Genomic DNA, 24,427 nt, shown 5'->3' with positions numbered 1-24,427 from the left:
CCGCAACCTGAGCCAGCCCCGCACGGGAGCCATCCAATTGAACGAGCCGCCGGAAAGGCCTTCTCCCCTCTCGACCCTGCTCGACGACACCGCCACCCTGAAGACCCACACCTTCTGGACGGAGCTCGCGGCGAGCCAGGTGTTCTGGGTCGTGCTCGCCACCATCGTCGCCTGCGTCCTGCTCTCCATCGTGACCACGAGTTTCGCGACCTCGCAGAATCTCTTCAACGTCACGCGCAACTTCGCCTTCGTGGCCATCGTCGCGCTCGGCATGATGGCCGTGATCGTCACGGGCGGCATCGACATTTCGGTCGGCTCGACCATCGGCATCAGCGGCATCGTGCTGTCGGTGGTCATGAACGCGGGTTACCCGATCTGGGCCGGCATCGGCATGGGGCTGCTCGCCGCAGGACTCGTCGGGCTCGTCAATGGCGTCCTGATCGCGTATCTGGACATGCAGCCCTTCGTCGTGACGCTCGGCATGCTGAGCGTGGGCCGCAGCCTCGCGCTCGTGATCTCCGGCAGCCGCACGATCTTCGACTTCGGCCCGGACGGCAGCAAGCTCCTCGCGCTCGGCGGCGGCGCGACCTTCGGCCTCGCCAATCCGGTGTGGTTTCTGATCGTCCTCGCCGTGATCTTCTGGTTTGCGTTCCGCTGGACGCGCTGGGGCCGCTATGTGTTCGCGGTCGGCGGCAACCGCACCGCCGCGAGGCTCACCGGCGTGCCGGTGCGGCGCGTGATCTGCTCCGTGTACGTGCTCTGCGGCCTCATGGCGGGCGTTGCGGCCATGCTCGAGGTCGGCTGGCTCGGCGCCGTCACGACGGGCCTCGGCACCGGCGACGAACTGCGCGTGATCGCCGCCACCGTGATCGGCGGCACCAACCTCGTGGGCGGCGTGGGCAGCACGTTCGGCACCGTGGTGGGCGCGGCGCTCATCGAGGTCATCCGCAACAGCCTGATCTTGCTCGGCGTCGATTCGTTCTGGCAGGGCACGCTCGTGGGCACGTTCATCATCGTCGCGGTGCTGTTCAACCGGCTGGGCGGCGCGCGGCAGGGAGACTGAGAAGTCTTCGGGCAACACGAAGACAGGCAGGGCAAAGCGCCGCAGACAGGCGCCCGAGGTATTCGCGGCGTGTTTGCGAAGTGTTCATATGGATAACTACACAAATCAGGCGGGGAGACACCGGTGCCGCCAACCCGGTACCAACAGCAGAAAGACAGGAGAAAGCCATGAAGAAAACGTGGATGTACATTGCTGCGATCGGCACGCTCGCCGTGCTGGCCTCATCGGCTATCGCAGCCGACAAGACCCTGGCGCTCGTCGTGAAGGGTCTGGACAACCCCTACTTCGACCTCATGCATCAGGGCTGCGAGCGGGCGAACAAGGAGCTCAACAAAGAGGGCTACACCTGCTACTACACGGGTCCCGCCACGGCCGCCGACGAAAGCGCCGAAGTGCAGATCATCGACGACCTGCTGACCAAGGGCGTCGCCGCCATGGCGATCTCGCCCTCGAACGCGCCGGCCGTGGCCGAAGTGCTGCGCCGCCGCGCCGCGAAGATCCCGGTCATCACCGCCGATGCCGATCTGTTGCCCAAGGACGCGTCGCTGCGCAAGACCTATGTCGGCACCGACAACTACGAACTGGGCGCGAAGCTGGGCGAGCAGCTGAAACTGCTGCTGCCCAGGGGCGGCAACATCTGCCTCGTGATGGGCAACCCCGCGGCCGAAAACATCAACCAGCGCGCCCAGGGCACCCGCGACGTGCTCGCGGGCAAAAAAGGCATCGCGAAGCTCAACGGCGAAAACGGCTGGCACGAACTCGGCGCCTGTCCGCTCTACGTGAACGACGACGCCGCCAGGGCGAACCAGATGATGCAGGACACGCTGACGGCCAACCCCACCGGGCTCGACGCCTTCGTGCTGGAAGGCGGCTGGCCGCTGTTCGCGCCCGAGGCCTACTCGCAGGTGGTCGCGCCGATCATGGACAAGATCCAGAGCGGCAAATTCGTGATCGTCTCGGCCGATACGCTGGGGCCCGAGTTACAGGCGCTCAAGGACCACAAGGTCAATGTGCTCGTCGGACAACGGCCGGAAGAAATGGGCTATCGGGCCGCAATGGTCATGCGCGATCTGGCGGAAGGCAAGTCGGTTCCGCCGGTAATCCATACCGGGCTGGATACCTGCACGTGGAAGAACGCCGATACCTGCCTCAAGCATTGAAGCACGGCGCCGGGACGGGGACTTCCCCTGCCCGGCGCTCCACGGGCCTCAGAAGAAATACGCGATGAGTAGCCCCTCGATGGCGACACCCAGAATCGTGCTGATGAGGATCGTTGCGGTGGCGTCGGCGGTATAGGTTTTGGTCTTGAGCGCGAACATCGCGGCGGCGGTCGCAGTGGGCACCGCGCCGGTAATCACGACCTGATGGGCCGGCGCGCCCTTCAGGCCGAACAGCACGACGCCAAGCGCCATCAAGGCCGGCTGCAGAACGTTCTTGATGGCCAGATTGGTGAGAACGTTGGCGTTCAGCATGAAGCGCTCGCCGTACAGCATGAGTCCGAGCGCGAACAACGAAGTACCGCCGGCAGCCTTGGCAACCAGATCGACCGACAACAGCACCGGGCCCGGCAAGGTAACGTGGCAAAAGCTCAGCACCATGCCCGAGACCGGCAGCCAGACGATCGGATTGAGGACCGCGCGCAACAGGCTCTGGCCAAAGACGCGCCAGACGTCGGGTTTGTCGCTGCCCGCTTCGTCGGTCCCGCCGATCTGGGTCAGCACGATGGTCAACGGCAGCATGAAGATGCTCGTGATCAGGTTGCCCACCAGCACGGCGAGGAAACCCTCCGGCCCAAACACGGCGGCGAGAACCGGCGCGCCGAAGTAAGCCATATCCGGAAACGCGCACACCAGCGCCTGCATGGTGGCGGTGCGCAGGTCATGCCGGAACACGAAACGGCCCACCGCGAGCGCGATCAGATAGGCGCCCATCAACCCAAAGGTCAAACACAGCGCGAAGCCCACGTTGTGGAGCTTCTCCGGCGAGGTTTTGACCGCGCCTTCGAAGAGCGCGAACGGCAGCGCGAAGCGGATCACGAGCGTTGCCATCACGCCGGCATCGTCGTGCTTGAGCACGCCCATGCGCGCCGAAAGCCAGCCCAGCACGATGACGAACGCGACCGGCAACAGCCCGTTCAGGATGGTGTCGAGCACGTTAGCACTCCCGGTTTTTAACTGCCTGTTGACTGTGCCTGCAACCGCTCCTCACTGCCGGCCGCCGCCTCCTATGCAGTGCGGCCCTTCTCCCGTTTGTAGGGCACGTAGTGCGGCGCCCAGACATGGCCGCGGATCCGGCTTTCGATCTGGTCGGTGCTCACCCCCTTCGTGAGCCCTTCCTTGTGCGCCTGCAGCGCAACCGCCAGCGCGACCGTCACCGAAACGTCGCGCAGCGCCGTGACCGGCGGCAGCAGATTCTTGCCGGGATCGGTCCGCGCCGGCGAAGCCGCCGCGAGCGCGCGCGCCGCCGCCATGAACATCGAGTCGGTCACGCGCGACGCCTTGACGGCGATGGCGCCCAGTCCGACGCCCGGGAAGATGTACGAGTTATTGGTCTGATCGACCTTGAAGCGCGCGCCATGACGCTCCAGCGCCGGAAAGGGACTGCCCGTGCCGATCACGGCGCGGCCCTCGCTCCAGGCCTCGAGGTCCGTAGGCGTGGCCTCGGCGCGCGAGGTGGGATTCGACAGCGGAAAGATCACAGGGCGCGGGTTCTGCTGGGCCATCGCGCGCACCACGGCCTCGGAGAACGCCCCCGCCTGCCCCGACACGCCGATCAGCACCGTAGGTTTCGCGTTGCGCACGACATCCAGCAGCGCGATCCGGTCCGGATGGTCGAGCGTCCAGCCGCCCACAGCGGCTTTCTGTTGCAGGAAGGGTTGCTGGAACGACGCAATGCCGTCCATTCCTTCGACCAGCAAGCCGTCCCGGTCCACCATGAAAAAGCGCGTGGCCGCTTCGCTCTCGGGCAGCCCGTCCTCGATCATGGCCTGGCGAATCAGGCTCGCAATCCCGCAGCCCGCCGAGCCCGCCCCCATCACCGCAATCCGCTGCTGCGAAAGCGGCACGCCCGTCACATTGATGGCCGAGAGCAGCGTGCCGGTGGCGACCGCCGCGGTGCCCTGCACATCGTCATTGAACGTACACAAACGATCGCGATAGCGTTCGAGCAGACGCGTCGCATTGTTCTTGGCGAAGTCCTCCCACTGCAGCAAAACGTGCGGCCAGCGCTTCACGACGGCGCTCACGAACGCTTCGATGAATTCGTCGTACTCGTCGCCGCGTACCCGCTCATGACGCCAGCCGATGTAGAGCGGATCGCTCAGGCAGTCCGGATTGTCCGTGCCGACGTCGAGCATGATGGGCAGCGTGGTGGCGGGATGCAGGCCGCCGCAGCCCGTGTAGAGCGCGAGCTTGCCGATGGGGATGCCCATGCCGCCCGCGCCCTGATCGCCGAGGCCGAGAATGCGTTCGCCGTCGGTCACCACGATGGCTTCGACCTTGTCGAAGCGCGGATGGGCGAGAATCGACGCGATCCGCTTCTTGTGCGGCAAGCTCAGGAACAGCCCCCTCGGCTTGCGATACAGGCGGCTGAACTGCTGGCAGCCGGCGCCCACGGTGGGCGTATAGACGATCGGCAGCAGTTCTTCGAGGTTCTGCACCAGCAAGGCAAAGAAGAGCGTCTCGTTGGTGTCCTGCAATTCGCGCAGGAACGCGTAACGCTCCAGATCGGAAGCGAGGCCGCGCAGTACCTGAAGACGGCGCGACACCTGCTCTTCGAGGGTGCCAATATTGGGCGGGAGGAGCCCGTGCAGATCGAACTCGTCGCGCTCGATCTCGCTGAACGCCGTCCCTTTGTTCAGGAGCGGATCAGCAAGCAATTCGTAACCCGACTGCGTGACTTCGAGAAATGCTGCGTCTGCCTCGGTCGCCGATTGACTGGACATTGGGAATCTCCGCAAAAATGGCGGCGACCCTTCTCCACGCGCCCTCCCCGCAGGCCGGGTTGCGCGTCTGGCTGGTCTCGGAGAGGGAGCGACGAAGGGGCGCCTGAATCGCTGGATGAATGACCGTCACCAGTGTAGGCGGAAAACCGTTTGGGGGCGTTCGTCGGTGCCCATGGTGAAAAAGGCGTCAGCGCTTCAGCGGCCAGCGCCCTTTTATGTCGTAGCGTTTCTTGCCGACCCAGCTGTCGATCAACACGAACTCGCGTACGGTCCAGATGACCGGTTCGATCTCGCGCACACCGAATCTGCGCCTGTCGTAGAGCAGCGTGAGATGGGGCGTAAAAGCCTCGCCCGAAACACGCAGACCTTTCCTTGCGAGGGCATGCCGGAGTCGTTGTCGCAAGTCGATCAAATCCCCAAGTGCCGCGCTGCCTTTCAACACCCAGGGAGAATTGCCCGGTTTCCCCTTGAAGCTCACGATCTGGTCAAACGTCACATCGAACGGCGGCAAATCGATCGTCGCTGCCGCAGCACATGCCTGCTCGACGGCACCCTCGGGCATACGCGCAAAATCGTTCAGGCTTTGCAGCGAAATATGCCAACGCCCGGCGGGCAGCATCGAGGTCTCGATCTGCAGTTCGGCGCGCAAGCCGCCGGCCGTCCGGGCGATGCGAGCCGCCGTGCCCGGATCGGGCATCACGGCAAAAAAGACGTGATGCTCCAGAGCCCGTGCCCAGGCCCGCTGAGTTACTTCAATGCCGGGTAGCGTAAGTTGGGTCACGGCAGCGTATCAGTCAATCGGCGCAGGCACGCTCGATGTTCCGCCGAATGTTCAATAACGTTTTGTTCGCCACGCAGTCCAGGATGACTCTGATCGATGAGCCGCTCAGCCGCAGGCGCGTTCGCGATAGACAATGTCACGATAACTACCGTGCATCGATAGCACGATAATCGCACAGATAAACGGCGTCACGATCGGACCACGCACGATGTCCGGCATGTTCAAGTCGAATCGCACGACTCTAACGACACGCTGAAGAAAACCGATGCCCCCCGTCGCACGCTACACATCGCCGATCAACGACGCGTCCAGTTCGAATCCCAGGAAACGGCCGATTTCGACGATCTGACCGCGCAACATCCATTCGCCCCGGTGTACCAGGCAGCCGCGTTCGGCCGCTGCCTTGAGCAGCGCCGTGCCGCCTTCGCGGACCACGGCCTCGCAAACCAGCGTACCCGCGTCCAGCCTGTTCGCGTCGAGCGGCTTCGAGTCGTCCGTCAAGCCGACCGAGGTTGCGTTCACCACGACATCGAAGCCGCGCGGGTCGGCCTCGCCGGGTCGAACCGACGCCTCCGGCATGGCCCTCTTCAACTGCGCAGCCAACGCGACCGCCTTTTCTGTCGCCCGGTTGGCGATCACGAGTTCAGCAGCGCCTTCGGCCAGGATGCTGTAGGCCATCGATTTTCCGGCACCGCCTGCGCCGATCTGCAGTACGCGCTTGCCGGCAAGCGTATGGCCCTGTGCTTTCACGCCGGCAACGAAACCCTGTCCGTCAAAGTTGCCGCCGATCCAGCGACGGGTATCGTGCTCGCGACGCACCACATTGACCGATCCCACCATGCGTGCAATGTCCGTGACGACATCGCAAAACGGCAGGACCGCTTCCTTGTGCGGAATCGTGACGACTATTCCGGACAGGTTACGAAGACCGGCGCAGGCCGTGAGCCACACGCCCAGCTGCGGGGGCGGTACGTGAAACGGCACGCACACGGCGGGCAGGCTCATGTGCTGCGCCGCGGCGTTGAACATCTGTGGCGTGCGAACGTGCGCCACCGGATCGGCAATGATGCCGACGATCTGGGTCAGGCCGGTAATCGGCATGGAGAATTCCTGATTAACAGTTTGAGTCAAGTCGATCGGCAGCGTCAGCCCGCCATGTAGAGGCCGCCATTCACGTGCAGCACTTCGCCGGTCATAAAACTGGCAGCGGAACTGCACAGAAACGCGACGACCGAAGCGATCTCTTCGGGTTGGCCGAGTCGCTTGAGCGGCGTCTGTTCAATGGAGTCGGTGCCGCGCGTGCGAATCAGGTCTGCCGTCATGGGCGTTTCGATGATGCCTGGCGATACCGCGTTGACGCGCGTCGTCGGTCCGAGCTCGCGCGCGAGGCTGCGCGTGAGCGACAGGAGACCGCCTTTCGACGCCGAATAGTGTGCGTTGTAGTAAGCGCCGCGATGCGCGGCAACCGAGGTCAGGTTGACGATCGCACTGTCCGGGCGCAATGCGCCCAGCGCGCGCTGGCATAGATAGAACACGCCATCGAGATTGATCGACAGCGTGCGGCGCCACTGCGAGTCCTGCATCTCGCGAAACGGCCGGGCTTCGTAGAGCCCCGCCGACGGCACGAGAAAATCGATGCCTCCAAAGCGCTCGACGGCCAAGTCGACCGCGCGGCCGGAGTCGTCGGGGATAGCGGCGTCCATACGCAGCGTCGCCACGCCTTGTCCGCCAGGATCGAGCGCGTCAGCGAAATGACGCAGGCCCGGTTCGTCCATATCGGCGAGCACCATATTGGCGCCGTATTGATGGAAAATCGTGGCGATCGCGCGGCCGATGCCACCGTTTGCTCCCGTCAAAAGCAGCGTGCGTCCCTGGAAGTCGTACATGATTGGGTTCCTGCATGGAAAGTAAGTCGGCGTCAGATATGAATCGCCCGCGACCAGGCGGCCAGCACCGCCTCGTGCATCGCTTCGGACATGGTGGGATGAGGAAACACGGAGGCCTGCAGCTCGGCTTCGGTCGTCTCCAGGGTGCGCGCGATCGCGTAACCCTGGATCATCTCCGTCACCTCGTCGCCGATCATGTGGGCACCGAGCATTTCGCCGGTCGCGTCATCGAACACGACCTTGACGAACCCGTCGGCCGCGCCCATGGCAACCGCCTTGCCGTTACCCGTGAACGGAAACCGGCCGACCTTGACCGTGTGCCCCTGTGCGCGGGCCTGCGCTTCCGTCAGCCCGACGCTCGCAACCTGCGGATGGCTATAGGTGCAGGCAGGAATCCGCGCGGGGTCGAGTGCATGCGCGTCAAGCCCGGCAATGGCCTCGATACATGCGACACCTTCATGACTCGCCTTGTGTGCGAGCCACGGCGGACCCGCGACGTCACCGATGGCATACACGCCAGGTTCGCCGGTACGCCCCAGTCCGTCCGTCACGATGTGGGTGCGCTCGACTTTCACGGCCGTGTTCTCGAGCCCAAGATCTTCGACGTTGCCGACGATGCCGGCCGCAACCAGCACGACATCGACCTCGATCTGCTCGCTCGTGCCATCCGACGCACGATTGAGCTGGACTCGCCAGCAATTCCCAACACGCGACATCCCGCCGACCGATACGCCGGTACGAATTGCCATGCTTTCGCGAGCCAGCGCGCGCTCCATCGCCTGCGAGACTTCCTCGTCCTCCGCCGGCAGGATCCGGCCAGCCATCTCCACCAGCGTGACCTCGACGCCAACGGCGCGGTAGAAACTGGCGAACTCCACGCCAATCGCCCCGGCCCCGACGATCAACATGCGATTCGGCACCACCGGCGCCAGCAGCGCGTCGCGATAGGTCCAGACGGTAAGGCCGTCGGGGACGATGCCCGGCAACGCCCTCGCACGGGCGCCAGTTGCCAGCACGATATGGTTGGCGCGAAGGACGAGGCGCTTGCCATCCTGCGCGGCCACTTCCAGCGTGCCCTTCCCTTCCAGTCGCCCGCGCCCTGCGAACACAGTCACGCCGTTTTTCTTCATCAGATGCGCGACGCCGCGATTAAGCTTCAAGGCAGCCTCACGGGAGCGGCGCACCATCGCTGGCAGATCCGCACGTACGTCCGATAGCGTGACGCCATAGTGGTCTGCTTCGCGCGCGAGCCGCAGCACCTGGGCAGAACGCAGCAGTGCCTTGGTCGGAATGCACCCCCAGTTCAGGCATACGCCGCCCAGTTCCGCCTTCTCGACGAGCGCCGTTCTCATGCCGAGCTGAGCGCCGCGGATCGCCGCCACGTATCCACCCGGGCCGCCACCGACAATAACCAGATCGAAACTCGATTCATTCATGGACGTGACCTCAGACGAGCAACGTGAGCGGGTTCTCAATCCGGCGGCGGAACGCCGCAAGCCATTGCGCCGCCAGCGCGCCGTCAATTGCGCGGTGATCCACTGACAGCGTGCAGCGCATGACCTGGGCCACGACCACGGCGCCGTCCTGCACGACGGCTTGCTCCTCGCACGCACCAACGGCAAGAATCGCCGCCTGGGGCGGGTTGATGATGGCGCTGAACTCCGTGACGCCATACATGCCCAGATTGCTGATACTGAAGCTCCCGCCCTGGTAGTCGGCCGGCAAAAGACGACCGGCCCGGGCACGTTCCGCGAGGTCCTCGATTTCGGCGCTGATCGTTGCCAGCGTCTTGCGGGCGGCGTCGCGTACGATGGGCGTCATCAGACCCGTTCCGGTGGCAACTGCCACAGCGACGTCTGCATGCGCATAGCGACGCATGGCTGTATCGGTCCAGCCGACGTTGGCTTCAGGAACGTCCTGCAATGCGACTGCCACCGCGCGCACGATGAAATCGTTGATCGAAATCCGGCGCGACGACGACCCATTGATCTGACTGCGTAGCGCGAGCAGTGCATCCATACGGCACGCCGCGTTCAGGTAGAAATGCGGGATGGTCGACTTGCTTTCGCTCAGGCGTCGCGCAATGGTTTTGCGCATGCCACTGTGAGGGACTTCCGTGTAACCGGCCGCGGCGACAGCAACCTGTGTTGCAGCAGACTCCATTGGTGCGGGGGTGACGTTCGATGCCGCAGAGGCTGCAAGAGCCGATGCGGACACCGGCACGTCGCTTTGCGCCTGCTCGACATCGCGTCGCACAATACGTCCATTCGGCCCACTGCCGCGCAAGCCCGCCAGCGCAATGCCACGCTCCGCCGCGATACGTCGCGCGAGCGGACTGGAAAACACCCTTTCGCCGGTAGCCTGAGCGGATTTAACCCGCGTAGTGGCCGCACCTGAAGCAGCGGCCTCGGCGGGTGTGCCTGCTGCCGCATGAGTGGGTTCGCTCGCAGCGAGCAGTGTCTCGGCATCCTGCGCGTTCTCGCCAACCGCGAGCAGAACGCCCACCGTCGCGCCTACCTCGACTTCCGAGCCTGCGGCAACGAGCTGTGCGCCCATCGTGCCGGCGGCTTCGGCCTCGAGCTCGACAATCGCCTTGTCGGTTTCGATTTCGGCGAGCCCTTCTCCCTCACGCACCGGATCGCCTTCGCGCTTGAGCCAGTTGACCAATGTCGCGTGCGTCGCATTGGCCGCGACTTCCGGCATGCGCAGAATCGTTGCCATGTCAGGCTCTCCTCGCTCGCACACTGCGGCAAGCCACAGCGCCGTGAGTACTCGTCATGATGATGTCCATAATAATTTTTGATTCGCAATCCAAAATGTTGACGTCACGCGGTGCCCGTCTGCTGCAACGCATGCCGCAGACCTTCGATGACTTCCTCGGTACGCGCCGCAGCGGCCCGTTCGAGCACTTTCGAAATACTCGGCGAGGCCTCAGCACCCGTCACCCGCTGCACCGGTTGATCGAGCCAGTCGAACGAGCGTCGCTGGATCTCGTCGGCAAGCCATGCGCCGTAGGACGTGCCACGCGCGCCCTGCTCGACAATCAGCACACTGCCGGTCTTGCGGATACTCGCTTCGATCGTGTCCCAGTCCAGGCTCGCGCGGTCGAGCCAACGCAGATCGATCACCTCCGCGTCGATGCTCGTCGCACTCACCGCTTCCAGGGTGTGCGCCACCATCGATAGATACGTAATCACGGTCACCGCCGAACCCGTACGACGGATTGCCGCCTTGCCGACCGGCAGGTGATAGTCGAAATCTTCGGTCGGAGCCGGGCCGGACGAGTTGTACAGATCGACGTGCTCGATCACGAGCACCGGATCGCGGCACGCAAGCGCCGAGTTCATCAGGCCGACGTAGTCGAACGGCGTGGAAGGCGCCACGATGCGCCAGCCCGGACTCGTGGCGAAGATGCCAGCGGGGTCCATCGAATGCTGCGAACCGTAGCCGGTTCCCATCGCGACCTTGGTACGCAACACAAGCGGCACGTCGCTTTCGCCGCCGAACATATGACGTGCCTTACCGATCTGGTTGAAGACCTGGTCGGCCGCGACCCACATGAAGTCCGGATACATGAATTCCACGACCGGACGGAAACGACCATCGAGCGCCATACCGCCGCCGAGGCCAACGAAGGCGTTCTCGCTGATCGGCGTTCCCAGCACCCGATCCGGAAAGCGGTCGCGCAATCCTCTCGTGGCGCCGTTGGTGCCGCCCTTCAGACGGTGCACGTCCTCGCCCATGACGACAATGCGATCGTCCGTCGCCATCCGGCGCCCCATGACGTCGGCAACCACATCGACGAACTTGCGCGTCTCCAGGGTGCCGGCGTAGCTCGCTTCCTCTTCGTAGCGCAGTCCGTCAAATTCTTTCAGGTCGCCGCGCAGCCCAACGTCGCGAAAGTCCGGCGACGGCCAGAGATCGGGCCGGATGCGGCGCTTGTTAAGCTTGTTACGCTTGTTGCCCCCGCTCTCCGGATCGGTTTCCGTGAGCGCCGCGATGGCTGCACGGGTCGACGTCCGCACGCGCTCGCGCAGCGCGTCGACCTGCTCGCTCGTGATCAGCCCACGCTCGATCATGTGCCGCGCAGTCAGATCGATTGGATCGCGCTGCCGCCACTGCTGCTCTTCTTCCTTGCTGCGATAGCCAAACGCGCTGCCGGGGAACGGCCCGTTCTGATGGAAGAAGCGATATACCTCGGCCTCGACGATGGTCGGGCCGTGGCCCGCGCGCATATGCGCCACCGCCTCCTGCATGGCCAGATAGACGGCCAGCGGATCCATACCGTCAACCTTCCAGCTGGGAATGTTGAAGCCCAGCCCGCGCGCAGACAGTCGCGGTTCGCCGGTCGATTCTTCGACGCTGGTGGACACCGCGTAACGGTTGTTCTCGATGAAGAAACAGAGCGGCAGTTTCCATGCAGCGGCAAGGTTCATCGTTTCCAGTACCGAACCGATGTTGACCGCGCCATCGCCGAAATAGGTGACCGCGACCGCATCGGTTCCCGCGTGCCGGTTCGCCCACGCCGAGCCGGCAGCGAGCGGCACGCCTCCACCAACGATCGCGTTGGTGCCCAGTGCGCCGGCCTCGCTCCACTGCAGGTGCATGGAGCCGCCGCGTCCCTTGCAGAAGCCCTGGTACAAACCGAGAATCTCGGCGAGCGTTCGCTGCAGCAGCGCATCGATCGATGCCGGGAAAGGCGACAGCGGATCGATGCCGTCCGGTGCCAGGTAGACCAGCGCCTTCGAGAGAAACTGATGATGACCGCGGTGAGAACCGTTGACCTGGTCAGCCGCACCGAGCGCCACAATCGAGCCAGCCGCGCCGCCCTCCTGACCGATGCTCGAGTGCGCGGGACCGTGCACGAGTCCCTCTGCGGCCAGTTCCAGGACCGCTTCCTCAAAACCGCGGATCAGATGCAGATGGGCCAGCAGCGTGCCGAGCAACGCGGGATCCGCGCTCGACCAGTCTTCAGCGGACGTGCGAAGCTCGACCCAGTCGGCCGCCGGCCGCAAGGCTATGTGTTCGGACATGGGAATACCTTTGTTCGGAAAACGTGGTGCCCGCGCGCGCAGCGGCGCCGGGAAAATGACATCGCCGACGCGGACACGCGCCTAAATTGCCAGTGTGTCGGCACCCTTGAGGGCGAGACGCTCCCGCGCCTGCTGCGGCGATGCGATCGGCAGCGCAAGCCCATCCAGCAGACCGCGGACCTGCGTGACCTGGGCTGCGTTCGACTCGGCGAGACGCCCGGGGCCCACCCACAGCGAGTCCTCGAGGCCGACGCGCACGTTGCCGCCGTTCAGTGCCGAGAACGCAGCGAGGCGCATCTGCCCTTTGCCCGCACCCAGCACCGACCAGACCAGATCGCTGCCGAAGAGACGCTGTGCGGTGCGGTACATGTGGGCGACGTCTTCCGGGTGCGCGCCTATTCCACCCAACAGGCCAAACACACTCTGCACAAAGAACGGCGGCTTGATGATCTGGCGCTCAACGAAATATGCCAGGTTGTAAAGATGCCCGATGTCGTAGCACTCGAATTCGAAGCGCGTGCCGTGATCGCTGCACCGGCGCAGGATGTGCTCGATGTCCTTGAACGAATTCTTGAACACCATGCCTGCCGAATCTTCCAGATAGCGTCGTTCCCACTCGAAACGGAATTCGCGGTCGCGCCGCAGCATCGGCGACAGGTTGATGCTGATCGAACCCATGTTGAGCGAGGCCAGTTCGGGTTGAATCTGCACCGCCGGTTCGAGACGCTCGTCGATCGTCATGAACGATGCACCGCCCGTCGTCAGATTGATAATCGCGTCGCAACCCTCGCGAATCTGCGTGACGACCTCGCGAAACAGGCCGACATCCTGAACCGGGTAACCGTCTTCAGGACGACGCACATGCAGGTGGACAATCGCCGCGCCTGCCTTGCTAGCCTCGATTGCGGAGCGCGCGATTTCATCGGGGGTCACGGGGAGGTACGGCGACATGGAGGGCGTGTGAATCGATCCGGTGATCGCACACGAAATGATGACGTTGGGCGTTGGTTTCATGGTTGTCTCTGAAATCTTTGTACTGTGTTGCGCGACGCGCGGAACGATCCCGGTTGGCGCGATCAGCGCTTCCTGACGAGGCGTAGTGTGCGTTTTCAGCCCATGTCAAACAACGGGCAGTTCGCGTAGAATCGATCGGAATTCAAGATCGATCTGGACAAACGCCTTCGCGTTCTGCGTGCACCGCATTGGACAGATCCATCCGCCGAGGGAGCGACGCCATGGACTTTCGCCAGTTGGAATGCTTTTTCGTACTCGCTCAGGAATTGCACTTCGGGCGGGCGGCAGAGCGCCTTTTCATAGGGCAATCATCCGTATCGGAAGCGATACGCAACCTCGAAAAGTCGATCGGCGGCCAGTTGTTCGAACGCACCAGCCGGCGCGTGTCCTTGACGCCGCTGGGCGAGGCGCTAAGGGACGGCGCGGAGTCCGCGTTCATGTCGATCAAGACCACCGTTCGCGACTGCAAGCGCCTCGCGGCCGGCGAACAACGCAAGCTGAAGTTTGGCTTCCTGGGGGGCGGCCTTTACGAGTTGCATCGACCGCTGGTTGCCGAATTTGCGGCCACGTTCCAGCGTATCGAACTCGAATTCGTCGAGCTGTCATTCCTTGACCATTTCCAGGCGCTCGTTCGCGGAGAGGTCGATGTGGCGGTCTGCCGGCTGCCGCTGGGCGCCCCCGGTCTGGCCCACGGTCCTGTGCTCATGGAAGATCGCCGCATGCTGTGCCTGCCAAACGATCACCCCCTCGCCGGCCACGAATTTGTCGACGGAGAGGCGCTGGCAGGCGAGCGGCTCGTGCGAATGGTGCCCGGTGTGGTCAATCAGGAATGGCAGGATTTCCATTTGCCGCGTCACACGCCTTTGGGCGCGCCGATCGGCGACGGCCCGGTGGTTCGCACGCTGCGCGAGGCCATGACAGCCGTCTCTTCCCGACAGGGCCTGATGATGCTGACCCGGCGGGCCGCCAGCTATTACGCTACCCCAGGCATCACCTTTGCCGAAATCAATCTGCCGCCGATCTCGTCCGCGCTGGTGTGGCGGCGCGACGACAGCCGGCCCATCATTGCCCAGCTCAATACGCTGCTGGTCAAGCTCGCGCGGCTGTACAGCACCTTTCCCGTGTCCCGAGACTAAGGCGCGGCCCGAGCCCTTCAGGACAATCAATCGGAAAATCAGATTGATCGGTCAAAATCTGCGCCTTGTTCTCCCTCTGTGAGCGCACGACACTAGCTCCCGTTACTGGCCGGCGAAATGACCGGAAACGGTGAAAGCCGACTGCGAATGGCTGCTCTGCCTGGCAGAGCGTGATATCCAACCTCACAAAAACGGAAAGCGGAATGGAGACAATGAACCGCGCCACGCGGGCCCGCTCTTTACGCGCGGCTGCCATCGGCAATGCACTCGAATGGTTCGACTGGACGCTCTACGGCTCCTTTTCCTATTACCTTTCGATCAATCTATTTCAGGCAAAGGACAAGGTTTCGGCGCTACTGATGACGCTTGCCGTGTTTGCCGTCGGCTTCGTGGCCCGCCCCGTTGGCGGGTGGTTGTTCGGGACCTTCGGCGACCGCCTCGGACGCAGGCAGACTCTCTTCATCACGATGGGTCTGCTGTTCGCATCGGGTCTTGCAATCGCGCTGATTCCCACCTATTCGTCGATTGGCAGTGCGGCATCGTTCATCCTGCTGATTTGCCGATTGGTTCAGGGACTCGCCCATGGCGGCGAATCGGGCGTTTCATATACGTACGTTGCTGAAATTGCGCCCGCATCGAAACGTGGGCTGTGGTCGAGCGCCATTTTCGTCAGTGCAACCCTGGGCGTGATGGCCGCGACGGCGCTCGCGGGCGCGCTGTCAAGCCTGCTCGGCAATGCAGCCATGCAGTCGTATGGCTGGCGCATGGGTTTTGCCTTCGGTGCTTTTCTGGGTCTATACGTGCTGGTCCTCCGCAGAAATGCTGTGGAGACCGAAGTTTTCGAAGCCTCGACGACGCGACACACGAACCGGCAAGCGACGAAGCTTTCCATGGCCGGTTCGTTGATCGTGGCCAGGAACATCGTGATGTGCGCGGCCGCTGGCAACGCCTTCTACTACACATGGGTCACGTTCGCCCCGACGCTCGCTATTTCAAGCAAGGGAATGGAGGCATCGTCGGCTTATCTGGCGAGCCTGGGGGCGCAGATCATCTGCCTGTTCTGGTTGCCCTTCTGCGGGTGGCTATCGGATCGCATCGGACGGAAAGCGATCACGATGCTGTTCGGTATCGGCGTCATGGTCTCGACTTTCCCGATTTCAAAGCTGCTCAGCTCCGCCCCCTGGACCCTTTTCGTCGCGCAAACCATTGGCCTGTGTATCTGGGGATTCAGCTCCGCCGTGTACGCGGCGCTGGTCTCCGAACAGGTGCCGACTCACGCCCGGGCGAGAGGCGTCGGTTTCGTCACCTCGCTGTCCGCAGCCGTGTTTGGCGGAACGGCCCCCTATCTGAACACCTGGCTCACCTCGATTGGCCTGTCGTGGGTCTACATGGCCTACGTGGTGGCATTGGGTGCGATGGCATGCGCAGGCGCATTGTTGATCCGCGAAACCCGCGGCATCGAGTTGAACCAGATCGCCGACCCTACCGGCGCGGCGGCGGCGCCAGCCTCGCTGGTGGTCAACGGGCAGCGCCAGGCGTGATGGCAGGCAATCCATCGCAACGATAAACGACGCAAGCAAGGTCTCCGAGGAAGTCATGAAACCAGCAATCGCCGCTGCCGAAGGTAGCGACACCGACCTCGATTCATTGGCCCGGCAACATGGTGTCGAAGATGGGTGGTCGTGCGTCAAACCATTCGAGGTACGTTGGGACGACATCGATGCGTTTGGTCATGTGAATCACCGTACGCATTTATTATGGTGCGAAGAAGCGCGCAACCATTATTTTCGCGAGCTCGGGGAGTTTCCATTTGGTATCGATCGGCCCGGTCCCGTGATCCGCGAAGTGAGCTTCAGCTACGACAGGCCTCTGGGCCTTGAAGATAGCGTGCTGGTTGCCGCAAAAGTCGACTGGATACGCAGCACAAGCTTCAGGATGGCGTTTTCCGTGTGGAGTCACGGCATCGTAGGTCGCGGCAGCGCCATCTGCATCTGGATGAGAAACGACAGCGGTAGCCGGGTGCCGCTGCCGGACTCACTGCGAGCTTTAATCCTCGCAAAAGACAACGCCACTGACGCACGGAATTGAACCGATATGCACACAATACCTGCAAGCGCGCAAGAACTGCGCTCGTTAATCACCCCGGAAGGGCAACTCCAGCTCTCGCTTGAAGAGGTCGCGGTCCCTGTGCCGTCGGCCGAAGAAATCGTGGTGCAAATCCAGGCTGCGCCGGTCAATCCGTCGGACATCATCTCGCTCCTCGGCCCCGCCGATCTGTCGACGCTGGAAGTGAGCCACACGTCAAGAGGGGCTGTGACGACCGCGACGGTTCCAGCCGACAAACTGCCGGCGGTTACAGCGCGCCTTGGCCTTTCGCTTCCCATCGGCAATGAAGGCGCGGGCCTGGTGGTTGCGACCGGGGTAGGCGCACATCACCTGCTGGGCCGGACGGTGGCGTTGCGCAGCACGACGGGAACTTACGCGCAGTACAGGCTTGCCGATCCTTCGTCAGTGATGGTTCTACCTGTCGGCATGAAAGCAGAAACCGGCGCGTCAGCGTTCATCAATCCGCTGACCGCGCTTGCGATGCTGCAAACGATGCGCACGGAAGGGCATCGTGCCATTATTCATACCGCTGCGGCCTCGAGCCTCGGGCAGATGCTGGTCAAGCTTTGCGCTGCGGACGACATCCCTTTGGTCAATATCGTTCGCAACGAATCACAAGTCCGGACACTGCGCGATCTCGGCGCCCAATACGTGCTCGACAGCAGCGCTGCGGACTTCGACAAGGCATTGGTCGATGCGATCGACGCCACGGGAGCGACCCTCGCGTTCGACGCCATCGGCGGTGGCGACATGGCCGAAAAGCTGCTCATCGCCATGGATGCCGTCACTGTTCGCAACATGCCGCGTTACGACCGCTACGGATCGTCGACACACAAACAGGTCTATCTATACGGAACGCTCGACGCCCGGCCCACTACGATCAACCGTCGGTTCGGGATGGCATGGGGCGTCGGGGGATGGTTGATGACCTGGCGGATTCAAAGCTTTGGCGCAGCCATTGCAGCAAGCATGCGTGAGCGCGTTGTCAGCGAGCTCTCGTCGACGTTCGCAAGTCATTACAGTGAACGGATCTCGCTTACGCAACTGATCGAACCGGATACCATTCGCCGATTCGCGAGACGGGCAACGGGTGACAAGTATCTGCTGGAACCCAATGCCTGAGTCGGCAGACTTCGGTGCCGCATCGGGTTGCGCATAATCGTCGGACGGCGATATCGGCGAGTTTTTTGCAGACTGATCATCAACAGGTCTCGCAAGCCCGCATGGTTAAAGGAATTTGCAGTGATCGGCATGGACCTATGCCGTCGCTTTTACCGTCAAAAAACACGCCCTTTGTTGACGCGCGATTCAGGACAATTTGCGGAGCGCCGACCTATCATCAATCCGCTTCAATCATACCGAATACATGCCGTTGCGCATGCCTACGCCATGTTAAATCACGCCAGAGGCCGCCACCTTGACGAGCACCTGGCCCGTGCCTGGGCGTGGAACCGGCCACCCGGCGATCTCGAGTTGTTCAGCCCACCCCTGGCTTCGAGAACTTCGAGAAAACTGACTTTCATGGTGGTGCTCGACGCAAAGATCGCCGCGCGAACCATTCATCCCTTCAATAGCGTTCGGCGCAGAAGTACCTGCATCGCGCCATCCGAAAGCAATTTACGCAAAGAAAGAAGAGGACCAGCGCCGTTGGCGGCATAGCGTATGCGCGCGCTGTTGTCAGTCGCTGCTCGATAGATCGCAGCGGCGACGCCTTCAGGTGGGGCCGCCTTCCGGATGCCGGCTTCCATGATGGCCTTCACCTGAGACACTTCCGGCTGGTACGCCGGAGGCTCGAACCATTCGCTGTGGAACTTCGTCCTGATTCCACCAGGCTCGACAAGCTTCACCCGCAACTCGAAGCGGGACAATTCGTGCGCCAGGGATTCGGTGAGCCCTTCCATGGCAAATTTGGTTGCACAGTATGCCGAAAGGTAAGGAATCCCAACACGTCCAGCAAGCGAGGTCACATTGACAATCGTCCCGCTTCTTCGCTCTCGCATGTAGGGAAGAACTTCACGGATCAACGCCGCGGCCCCGAAAAAGTTGGTATCGAAGACGCGCCGCATGGCCTCGTCGCTGACGCCTTCAAGCGGACCTGAGACACTAAACCCGGCGTTGTTGACCAGCACATCAACACAGCCATGCCGCGCAATCGCTTCGCCAACTGCCTCTTGAACGGAGCGATGGTCAGTGACGTCAAGGCGCAGGGGGGTCAGTCGCGAAGACTTTCCCAATGCCCCCAGCGAGTCCATATCGCGTGCAGTTGCAACCACAGTCCAACCGCGATCGAGAAAGAGCCTGGTTGCCGCTTGTCCAACACCGCCAGAAGCCCCGGTTATGAAAGCAATCTTGGTCACTTCGAAAACTCCCAATTTAATTGCCGCCCGCGGCTTCGGAAATGAACGCGGCTACCTCCGCAGGATGAGAGAGCATGGGGACATGGCTTGAGGCAATGTGAATAGTCTTCGCATGCATCTGTGCTGCCATTATCTTTTCCAGATCCGGCGAAATCATCCGATCCTGATCGGCCACGATATAGAACGTCGGTTTCTCTTTCCACGCAGCCGCAGAGACCTTGGCACCGAGTTCGTTCGGCCCGCTGGTCTGACCTTGCGTGGCCGCAAGGATCTTCTTCTCAGGCGTCGAAAGGTCCTGTGCGAAATCCTCCGCGATGCCTTTGTCCGTCAGCTTCAGATATCCATTGGCGTCGGGGCGGAACTCCTTCGCTCCCCGGGTCGGAGGAACGCTGCCGTTGAGATCGCCCGCGGACTGACCGACATCCGGCGCGAACGCCGCGACATAAACCAGTGCGGCCACCTTCGGATCATTTCCGGCCTCGGTGATGACGGCTCCACCGTAAGAGTGCCCGACAAGGAGAACCGGACCGTCCTCCAGGGCGACAGCACGCTTTACGGCGGCCGCATCAGCCTCAAGCGTCGTGAACGGGAGATGCACCGCGGTAACATGAAAACCCTTCTTTTCCAGCAGCGGGATGATCTTGTCCCAGCTCGATCCATCCGCCCACGCACCATGGACGAGAACGATGTTGTGCAAGTGAACAGGCTGAGTCTGCGTATCCGCCGCAGCTCCACCACCCGCCATTACCGCACCGCCAATCATGCTTGCCGCCAGAAATTTACCGAGATTCATATAGGACGCTCCTACAGCGCGACAAAGAGCATATGAACAACGGCGCTGTTGCGCTGCCCACATGTAAGTCTACGTAGTCCTTAAGAAGACGCTGTGATTTGCAGAGCTGCGTACGCTTTCATTCGCCCACCACGATACTGCTTGAACCGGCTAGAGCGTCATGCCGCCATCGATGGTGAGGCTCGAACCGGTCATGTAACGCGAAGTCGGGCCGGCCAGATAGGAGACCAGTTCGGCGATGTCGTCAGGTTGGCCCACCTCGCCTAGCGGCACCATGCCTTTGATGTGCTCGATGTGCTCGGCCGTCATGTCTGTTTCGATAGGGCCGGGCTGGATGTTGTTGACGCGTATGCCGCGCGCAGCCAGTTCCAACGCGAGGCCTTTCACCATGGCGGCCACCGCGGCTTTGCTCGTGCCGTAGACCGTGCCGATCGGCGTTAAGGGGCGTACGGCGGTATTGCTACCAATAGTAATCACGCGGCCGTTTTCGCTCATCCGTGCCACGGCTGCCTGAATCGCCACGTAGACACCGCGTACATTCACCTGCAGCACTTGATCGAAATCGGCCAGCGTGAAGGTATCGATCGTACCCACGCGCAGAATGCCCGCATTGACCACCACGACATCGAGTCGCCCGAATTGCGCGACCACCTTCTCCACGGCCATCTGGATGGCAGCAGCATCGGCACTGTCGGCTTGCACAGCGTAGGCCTGGCCGCGGGCAGCCGCCACGGCATCGACAACCTCCTGCGCACTGTCGGGCCGCGATACGTAGGTGAAGCCTACGACGAAACCGTCACACGCCAATCGGCGTACCGCCGCTGCACCAATCCCTCGGGAGCCACCGAAGACGAGTGCAACTTTTCCGTTACCGCTGGCATCGCTACCCATGGCAATCCTTGTTATGGAATGATTAGTCAATAACTGGCAATAAAAAAGCGCCGTGCGTGACGACGCCATCCAGGGGAAACAACGGCTACGCTTTCAGGCGATCCACCGCGAAACGGGCAAGCCGACGCAGCTCAGCCACCTTTGCTCCGCTGCGAGCAGCGACCTGAATACCCGTCATGCTCATCATCATGTAGTTGGCCGCCTCACTCGCGCTCAAGGTTGAATCGATCTCGCCTGTCGCCTGTGCTTCGCGAATTCTCTTGACCAGCCGCGAGTGCAGGTAAATCGCGCTTTTCGCACGTAATTCCGACAACTGAGGTTCGGCCGAACCAAACTCGCACACAGAGCCCACCCCCATGCAGCCTAGCGTTCGCAACGCGTCGTCATCGACCGCAAGACCTTCTAGCATGTCCCGGAGGCCTTGCAGCGCAGAGGCGGGAGCCTGCAAACGCCGCGCGTGAGACGATGTAGAACCTTGCTGGTAATCGGCGAGGGCCTCTACATATAACGTCCACTTGTCGCCAAACGTGTTGTAAAGGCTCTGGCGTCCTATGCCCATGGCTTTTACGAGGTCATCGGTGGACGTGGCAGCATAGCCCTTAGCCCAAAAAACGAGTCGAGCTTTCTCAAGGGCGGTTTCACGATCGAATTCACGCGGTCTGACCATTGCGTCATAATGATGGTTATGGATTGATGTGTCAATAACCATCATTATGGCGACCAGAACCTGTCTTGCAATCCCCATGGCAAAGTATGTCGGTTCGATGCCGGCCCGAGTATAGATTTCTCCTGCGATCCTCAGCGCGCTTGCAGTGCCGACGCCCGAGGGGAATGTCGCCCGCCCTCCCCCGTGTCCCTCCGGAATCCCCGATCACCCGCCATGAACGCCTCCAACATATGCGGGATCAGCACCGCAGGCGTGCAGCGTAACGAAGATGTCGAGCGCCTGGCGCGACAAATAGATCACATACGGATTGCGCCCCTTCAGCAAGTCGCCCGCTAGCGCTCGAACTCTGTCCCGCGCACCGCCTCGATCAGATGATCGACAAACGAGGCAATGCGCGCCGAGATGGCGGTATTGCGGTAGTAAACCGCATTGATCGGCTGCTGGACATCCTGGGTCTGGCGCGTGAAAAGCTGCACGAGGGCCCCGTCGCGCCGGTCGTGCGCCGTCATGAAGTCGGAAAGGCACACGATGCCGGCGCCCGCCAGAGCGAGTTGGCGCAACGTCTCGCCGCTCGACGACCAGATGGTTGGTGTGATGCGATACGGCTCATTGTCCGGCCCCGATATCGGCCAGACATTGAGCGCCTCCGGCTGATTGAACCCAAGCAATGCATGTTTCGCGAGGTCCTCAACGCGCCTGGGGTGCCCATGGGCTTCCAGATACGCGGGGCTCGCGAGAATGCGCACGCGGCTGCGGCCCACGGGCTTGCTGTGCAGCGTGGAGTCCTTCAGCGCGCCGATCCGGATGGCCACATCCGTGCGCCGTTCCAGCAGATCGATGATCCCTTCATTGCTATTGAGTTCCAGCTCGACCTGAGGATAGCGCTCCCGGTAACCCTTCACGAGAGGCACGATCACATGGAGCATGAACGGTGTGGCCGCATCCACGCGCAGCCGGCCCGATGGCCGCTCGCGGCGCGCGGCCATCTGCTCTTCCGCACCCTCCACCGAAGCGATGATCGCCCGCGCGTCGTTCAGAAATGCCCGTCCCTCCTCGGTCAACTCCAGACGGCGTGTCGTGCGGCGCAGCAGCGTGGTCTTGAGCTTCTCCTCCAGTCTTCCCAAGGTCCGGCTCGTAGCCGAAATCGTGAGGCCGAGTTGTTGCGCAGCGGCCGTGATGGAGCCGCTGTCGACCACGCTCACAAAGGCTTGCAGCTCATCTAACGTGATTTTCATTTTTGATTTCAAATCAAAACATATTCGTTTATAGGCTAGTTTTTAATCAAAAGTAAAGGGCGCACACTTCGTCCCGTCTTCTTCGAAGCCAGGACCGGATACCATGCCCCTCGCTCTCCTCGCGCTCACCATCAGCGCTTTTGCCATCGGTACGACGGAGTTCGTAAACGAGACGTTCAGCGAAATCGCCAGTGAAGTCCTTCCCCATTTCCATCAAGACATGACGGAGCAAACAGCATGAACCAGGCTCAATTATCGAAGCCGGATCAGCAGGATCAGCAGGATCAATCCAGTAGCGCATGGCTTTCATTGCTGGCGCTCGCCATCGGCGCGTTCAGCATCGGCACGACGGAATTTTCGCCGATGGGGTTGCTGCCCGTCATCGCCGAAGGCGTGCACGTCTCCATCCCGACCGCCGGCATGCTGATCACCACCTACGCGATTGGCGTGATGGTCGGCGCGCCGCTGATGACGCTCGCCTTCTCGCGCTGGTCGCGCAGAACGGCGCTCATTGCGCTCATGAGCATCTTCACCGTCGGCAACCTGCTTTCGGCAGTCTCGTCGAACTACACGACGCTCCTGCTCGCGCGCCTCGTCACGAGCCTCAATCACGGCGCGTTCTTCGGCCTCGGCTCGCTCGTCGCGGCGAGCGTCGTGCCCCGTCACAAGCAGGCCAGCGCGGTCGCCACCATGTTCATGGGGCTGACGATCGCGAACATCGGCGGTGTGCCCGCCGCGACATGGCTCGGCCAGACGATCGGCTGGCGCATGTCGTTCGCCGCGACCGCGGCGCTCGGGGTCGTCACGATGCTGATCCTGCGCGTAGCGCTGCCGAAGGGCGAAGCCGGAAAGGTGCCGCACGTGCGTGGCGAGTTGAAGGTGCTCACCCGCCCCGTCGTGCTGATGGCGATGGCCACGACTGTGCTCGGCGCCGGCGCGATGTTCACGCTCTACACCTATATCGCGCCGACACTCGAGCACCTCGCCGGCGCGTCGCCCTCGTTCGTGACGGCCATGCTCGTGCTCGTGGGCGTGGGCTTTTCGATTGGCAACGTGGCGGGCGGCCGGCTCGCGGACCGCTCGCTCAACGGCAGCCTGATCGTCTTCCTGATCCTGCTCGTCGCCATCATGCTTGCGTTCCCGCTGCTCGCGAAGCATCACCTCGGCACTGCGATTGCCGTCGTGGTCTGGGGCATCGCCACCTTCGCCGTCGTGCCGCCCTTGCAGATGCGCGTCATGCGGGCGGCTTCCGAAGCGCCGGGGCTGGCCTCCTCCGTCAACGTGGGCGCCTTCAATCTCGGTAATGCCGTGGGTGCGGCTGCTGGCGGGGCGGCAATTTCAGCAGGCTTCGGCTATGCCGCGGTGCCCATCGTCGGCGCCCTGATCGCCGCTTCCGGTCTCGCGTTCGTGTTCGTGCAAATGGCCCTGCAGCGCCAGCAGCCCGAACGTGGCCCCGACAGTCCGGCACGCGATCTTCCGCCGGGCAAGGTTTGATATTTGATTTAGATTCAATTGTATTTCG

General features: G+C 62.5%; 22 protein-coding genes and 1 pseudogene. 8 read left to right on the top strand and 15 right to left on the bottom strand.

What is annotated here, in order from left to right; translation table 11 throughout:
• Nucleotides 1-37: 37 nt before the first annotated feature.
• Together U5760_RS00310 and U5760_RS00305 are read left to right on the top strand one after the other, a co-directional pair.
• Nucleotides 38-1,063, top strand: a complete 1,026-nt coding sequence (locus U5760_RS00310; protein ID WP_322008767.1) for an ABC transporter permease — start codon at nt 38-40, stop codon at nt 1,061-1,063.
• Nucleotides 1,064-1,230: 167 nt separating this feature from the next.
• Nucleotides 1,231-2,223 carry a sugar-binding protein gene (locus tag U5760_RS00305; protein WP_322008766.1) on the top strand — a complete coding sequence of 331 codons (993 nt, stop codon included), beginning with the start codon at nt 1,231-1,233 and terminating at the stop codon, nt 2,221-2,223.
• 48 nt (nt 2,224-2,271) lie between these two features.
• Here U5760_RS00305 and U5760_RS00300 read toward each other — a convergent pair whose 3' ends face one another.
• From U5760_RS00300 to U5760_RS00260, 9 genes are all read right to left on the bottom strand, one after another.
• On the bottom strand, nt 2,272-3,216 hold the full coding sequence (locus U5760_RS00300; protein WP_322008765.1) for an AEC family transporter: 945 nt from the start codon (nt 3,214-3,216) through the stop codon (nt 2,272-2,274).
• Between the two features lie 71 nt (nt 3,217-3,287).
• Complete coding sequence (locus U5760_RS00295) at nt 3,288-5,006, bottom strand: NAD-dependent malic enzyme (RefSeq protein ID WP_322008764.1); 1,719 nt, start codon at nt 5,004-5,006, stop codon at nt 3,288-3,290.
• 187 nt (nt 5,007-5,193) lie between these two features.
• Nucleotides 5,194-5,787 (bottom strand): 2'-5' RNA ligase family protein, encoded by a 594-nt coding sequence (locus U5760_RS00290; protein ID WP_322008763.1) that lies wholly within the window; start codon nt 5,785-5,787, stop codon nt 5,194-5,196.
• Nucleotides 5,788-6,069: 282 nt separating this feature from the next.
• A complete protein-coding gene (locus tag U5760_RS00285) occupies nt 6,070-7,005 on the bottom strand; it encodes a shikimate dehydrogenase (RefSeq protein WP_322008762.1) in 936 nt (311 codons plus the stop codon).
• On the bottom strand, nt 6,933-7,673 hold the full coding sequence (locus U5760_RS00280) for an SDR family NAD(P)-dependent oxidoreductase (protein ID WP_322008761.1): 741 nt from the start codon (nt 7,671-7,673) through the stop codon (nt 6,933-6,935). Before U5760_RS00280 ends, U5760_RS00285 begins: the two co-directional genes overlap by 73 nt.
• Nucleotides 7,674-7,705: 32 nt before the next feature.
• A complete protein-coding gene (lpdA, locus tag U5760_RS00275) occupies nt 7,706-9,109 on the bottom strand; it encodes a dihydrolipoyl dehydrogenase (protein ID WP_322008760.1) in 1,404 nt (467 codons plus the stop codon).
• A 10-nt stretch (nt 9,110-9,119) separates the two neighbouring features.
• A complete protein-coding gene (locus U5760_RS00270; protein ID WP_322008759.1) occupies nt 9,120-10,394 on the bottom strand; it encodes a pyruvate dehydrogenase complex dihydrolipoamide acetyltransferase in 1,275 nt (424 codons plus the stop codon).
• Between the two features lie 104 nt (nt 10,395-10,498).
• The gene (locus tag U5760_RS00265; RefSeq protein WP_322008758.1) at nt 10,499-12,706 is read right to left on the bottom strand and encodes a thiamine pyrophosphate-dependent enzyme; all 2,208 of its coding nucleotides are present in this window, start codon (nt 12,704-12,706) and stop codon (nt 10,499-10,501) included.
• 81 nt (nt 12,707-12,787) lie between these two features.
• The gene (locus U5760_RS00260) at nt 12,788-13,720 is read right to left on the bottom strand and encodes a 3-keto-5-aminohexanoate cleavage protein (protein ID WP_322008757.1); all 933 of its coding nucleotides are present in this window, start codon (nt 13,718-13,720) and stop codon (nt 12,788-12,790) included.
• Between the two features lie 221 nt (nt 13,721-13,941).
• Between U5760_RS00260 and U5760_RS00255 the strand changes: the two genes are divergently transcribed.
• From U5760_RS00255 to U5760_RS00240, 4 genes are all read left to right on the top strand, one after another.
• Nucleotides 13,942-14,856, top strand: a complete 915-nt coding sequence (locus U5760_RS00255; RefSeq protein WP_322008756.1) for a LysR family transcriptional regulator — start codon at nt 13,942-13,944, stop codon at nt 14,854-14,856.
• Between the two features lie 203 nt (nt 14,857-15,059).
• The gene (locus U5760_RS00250; protein WP_322008754.1) at nt 15,060-16,397 is read left to right on the top strand and encodes an MFS transporter; all 1,338 of its coding nucleotides are present in this window, start codon (nt 15,060-15,062) and stop codon (nt 16,395-16,397) included.
• Nucleotides 16,398-16,452: 55 nt separating this feature from the next.
• Complete coding sequence (locus tag U5760_RS00245) at nt 16,453-16,944, top strand: acyl-CoA thioesterase (RefSeq protein WP_415914012.1); 492 nt, start codon at nt 16,453-16,455, stop codon at nt 16,942-16,944.
• Between the two features lie 6 nt (nt 16,945-16,950).
• On the top strand, nt 16,951-18,084 hold the full coding sequence (locus U5760_RS00240; RefSeq protein WP_322008752.1) for an NADH oxidase: 1,134 nt from the start codon (nt 16,951-16,953) through the stop codon (nt 18,082-18,084).
• A gap of 437 nt (nt 18,085-18,521) precedes the next feature.
• On the opposite strand, the gene U5760_RS00235 is transcribed toward U5760_RS00240, so the two are convergent.
• The 6 genes and pseudogenes from U5760_RS00235 to U5760_RS00210 form a co-directional block, all read right to left on the bottom strand.
• The gene (locus tag U5760_RS00235) at nt 18,522-19,319 is read right to left on the bottom strand and encodes an SDR family oxidoreductase (protein ID WP_322008751.1); all 798 of its coding nucleotides are present in this window, start codon (nt 19,317-19,319) and stop codon (nt 18,522-18,524) included.
• A 16-nt stretch (nt 19,320-19,335) separates the two neighbouring features.
• On the bottom strand, nt 19,336-20,112 hold the full coding sequence (locus tag U5760_RS00230; RefSeq protein WP_322008750.1) for an alpha/beta hydrolase: 777 nt from the start codon (nt 20,110-20,112) through the stop codon (nt 19,336-19,338).
• Nucleotides 20,113-20,262: 150 nt separating this feature from the next.
• Entirely contained in the window at nt 20,263-21,003 is a 741-nt protein-coding gene (locus U5760_RS00225; protein ID WP_322008749.1) for a 3-oxoacyl-ACP reductase family protein, read from the bottom strand.
• 85 nt (nt 21,004-21,088) lie between these two features.
• Complete coding sequence (locus U5760_RS00220) at nt 21,089-21,748, bottom strand: TetR/AcrR family transcriptional regulator (protein WP_322008748.1); 660 nt, start codon at nt 21,746-21,748, stop codon at nt 21,089-21,091.
• A 53-nt stretch (nt 21,749-21,801) separates the two neighbouring features.
• Nucleotides 21,802-21,918: pseudogene (locus tag U5760_RS00215) on the bottom strand (DUF2274 domain-containing protein); the annotation flags it as partial.
• Nucleotides 21,919-22,002: 84 nt separating this feature from the next.
• Complete coding sequence (locus U5760_RS00210; RefSeq protein WP_322008745.1) at nt 22,003-22,905, bottom strand: LysR family transcriptional regulator; 903 nt, start codon at nt 22,903-22,905, stop codon at nt 22,003-22,005.
• A gap of 103 nt (nt 22,906-23,008) precedes the next feature.
• On the opposite strand from U5760_RS00210, the gene U5760_RS00205 reads away from it, so the two are divergent.
• Both U5760_RS00205 and U5760_RS00200 read left to right on the top strand, forming a co-directional pair.
• On the top strand, nt 23,009-23,146 hold the full coding sequence (locus U5760_RS00205; protein ID WP_322008744.1) for a hypothetical protein: 138 nt from the start codon (nt 23,009-23,011) through the stop codon (nt 23,144-23,146).
• Nucleotides 23,143-24,399 carry an MFS transporter gene (locus tag U5760_RS00200; RefSeq protein WP_322008743.1) on the top strand — a complete coding sequence of 419 codons (1,257 nt, stop codon included), beginning with the start codon at nt 23,143-23,145 and terminating at the stop codon, nt 24,397-24,399. Before U5760_RS00205 ends, U5760_RS00200 begins: the two co-directional genes overlap by 4 nt.
• Nucleotides 24,400-24,427: the final 28 nt, after the last annotated feature.

Origin of the sequence: Paraburkholderia sp. J12 (assembly GCF_905220215.1) — a bacterium.
Classification (GTDB): domain Bacteria; phylum Pseudomonadota; class Gammaproteobacteria; order Burkholderiales; family Burkholderiaceae; genus Paraburkholderia.
The sequence above is the reverse complement of the archived record's forward strand: the minus strand, read 5'-3'. Positions and strand labels throughout refer to the sequence as shown.

Excerpts from the sequence above, each read along its gene's own strand:
- U5760_RS00225 (WP_322008749.1), bottom strand. The coding sequence starts at position 21,003 with ATGGGTAGCGATGCCAGCGGTAACGGAAAAGTTGCACTCGTCTTCGGT.
- U5760_RS00260 (WP_322008757.1), bottom strand. The coding sequence starts at position 13,720 with ATGAAACCAACGCCCAACGTCATCATTTCGTGTGCGATCACCGGATCG.
- U5760_RS00210 (WP_322008745.1), bottom strand. The coding sequence starts at position 22,905 with ATGAAAATCACGTTAGATGAGCTGCAAGCCTTTGTGAGCGTGGTCGAC.
- U5760_RS00295 (WP_322008764.1), bottom strand. The coding sequence starts at position 5,006 with ATGTCCAGTCAATCGGCGACCGAGGCAGACGCAGCATTTCTCGAAGTC.
- U5760_RS00205 (WP_322008744.1), top strand. The coding sequence starts at position 23,009 with ATGCCCCTCGCTCTCCTCGCGCTCACCATCAGCGCTTTTGCCATCGGT.
- U5760_RS00230 (WP_322008750.1), bottom strand. The coding sequence starts at position 20,112 with ATGAATCTCGGTAAATTTCTGGCGGCAAGCATGATTGGCGGTGCGGTA.
- U5760_RS00250 (WP_322008754.1), top strand. The coding sequence starts at position 15,060 with ATGGAGACAATGAACCGCGCCACGCGGGCCCGCTCTTTACGCGCGGCT.
- U5760_RS00220 (WP_322008748.1), bottom strand. The coding sequence starts at position 21,748 with ATGGGGATTGCAAGACAGGTTCTGGTCGCCATAATGATGGTTATTGAC.
- U5760_RS00270 (WP_322008759.1), bottom strand. The coding sequence starts at position 10,394 with ATGGCAACGATTCTGCGCATGCCGGAAGTCGCGGCCAATGCGACGCAC.
- U5760_RS00255 (WP_322008756.1), top strand. The coding sequence starts at position 13,942 with ATGGACTTTCGCCAGTTGGAATGCTTTTTCGTACTCGCTCAGGAATTG.
- U5760_RS00245 (WP_415914012.1), top strand. The coding sequence starts at position 16,453 with ATGAAACCAGCAATCGCCGCTGCCGAAGGTAGCGACACCGACCTCGAT.
- U5760_RS00305 (WP_322008766.1), top strand. The coding sequence starts at position 1,231 with ATGAAGAAAACGTGGATGTACATTGCTGCGATCGGCACGCTCGCCGTG.
- U5760_RS00280 (WP_322008761.1), bottom strand. The coding sequence starts at position 7,673 with ATGTACGACTTCCAGGGACGCACGCTGCTTTTGACGGGAGCAAACGGT.
- U5760_RS00240 (WP_322008752.1), top strand. The coding sequence starts at position 16,951 with ATGCACACAATACCTGCAAGCGCGCAAGAACTGCGCTCGTTAATCACC.
- U5760_RS00200 (WP_322008743.1), top strand. The coding sequence starts at position 23,143 with ATGAACCAGGCTCAATTATCGAAGCCGGATCAGCAGGATCAGCAGGAT.
- lpdA (WP_322008760.1), bottom strand. The coding sequence starts at position 9,109 with ATGAATGAATCGAGTTTCGATCTGGTTATTGTCGGTGGCGGCCCGGGT.
- U5760_RS00265 (WP_322008758.1), bottom strand. The coding sequence starts at position 12,706 with ATGTCCGAACACATAGCCTTGCGGCCGGCGGCCGACTGGGTCGAGCTT.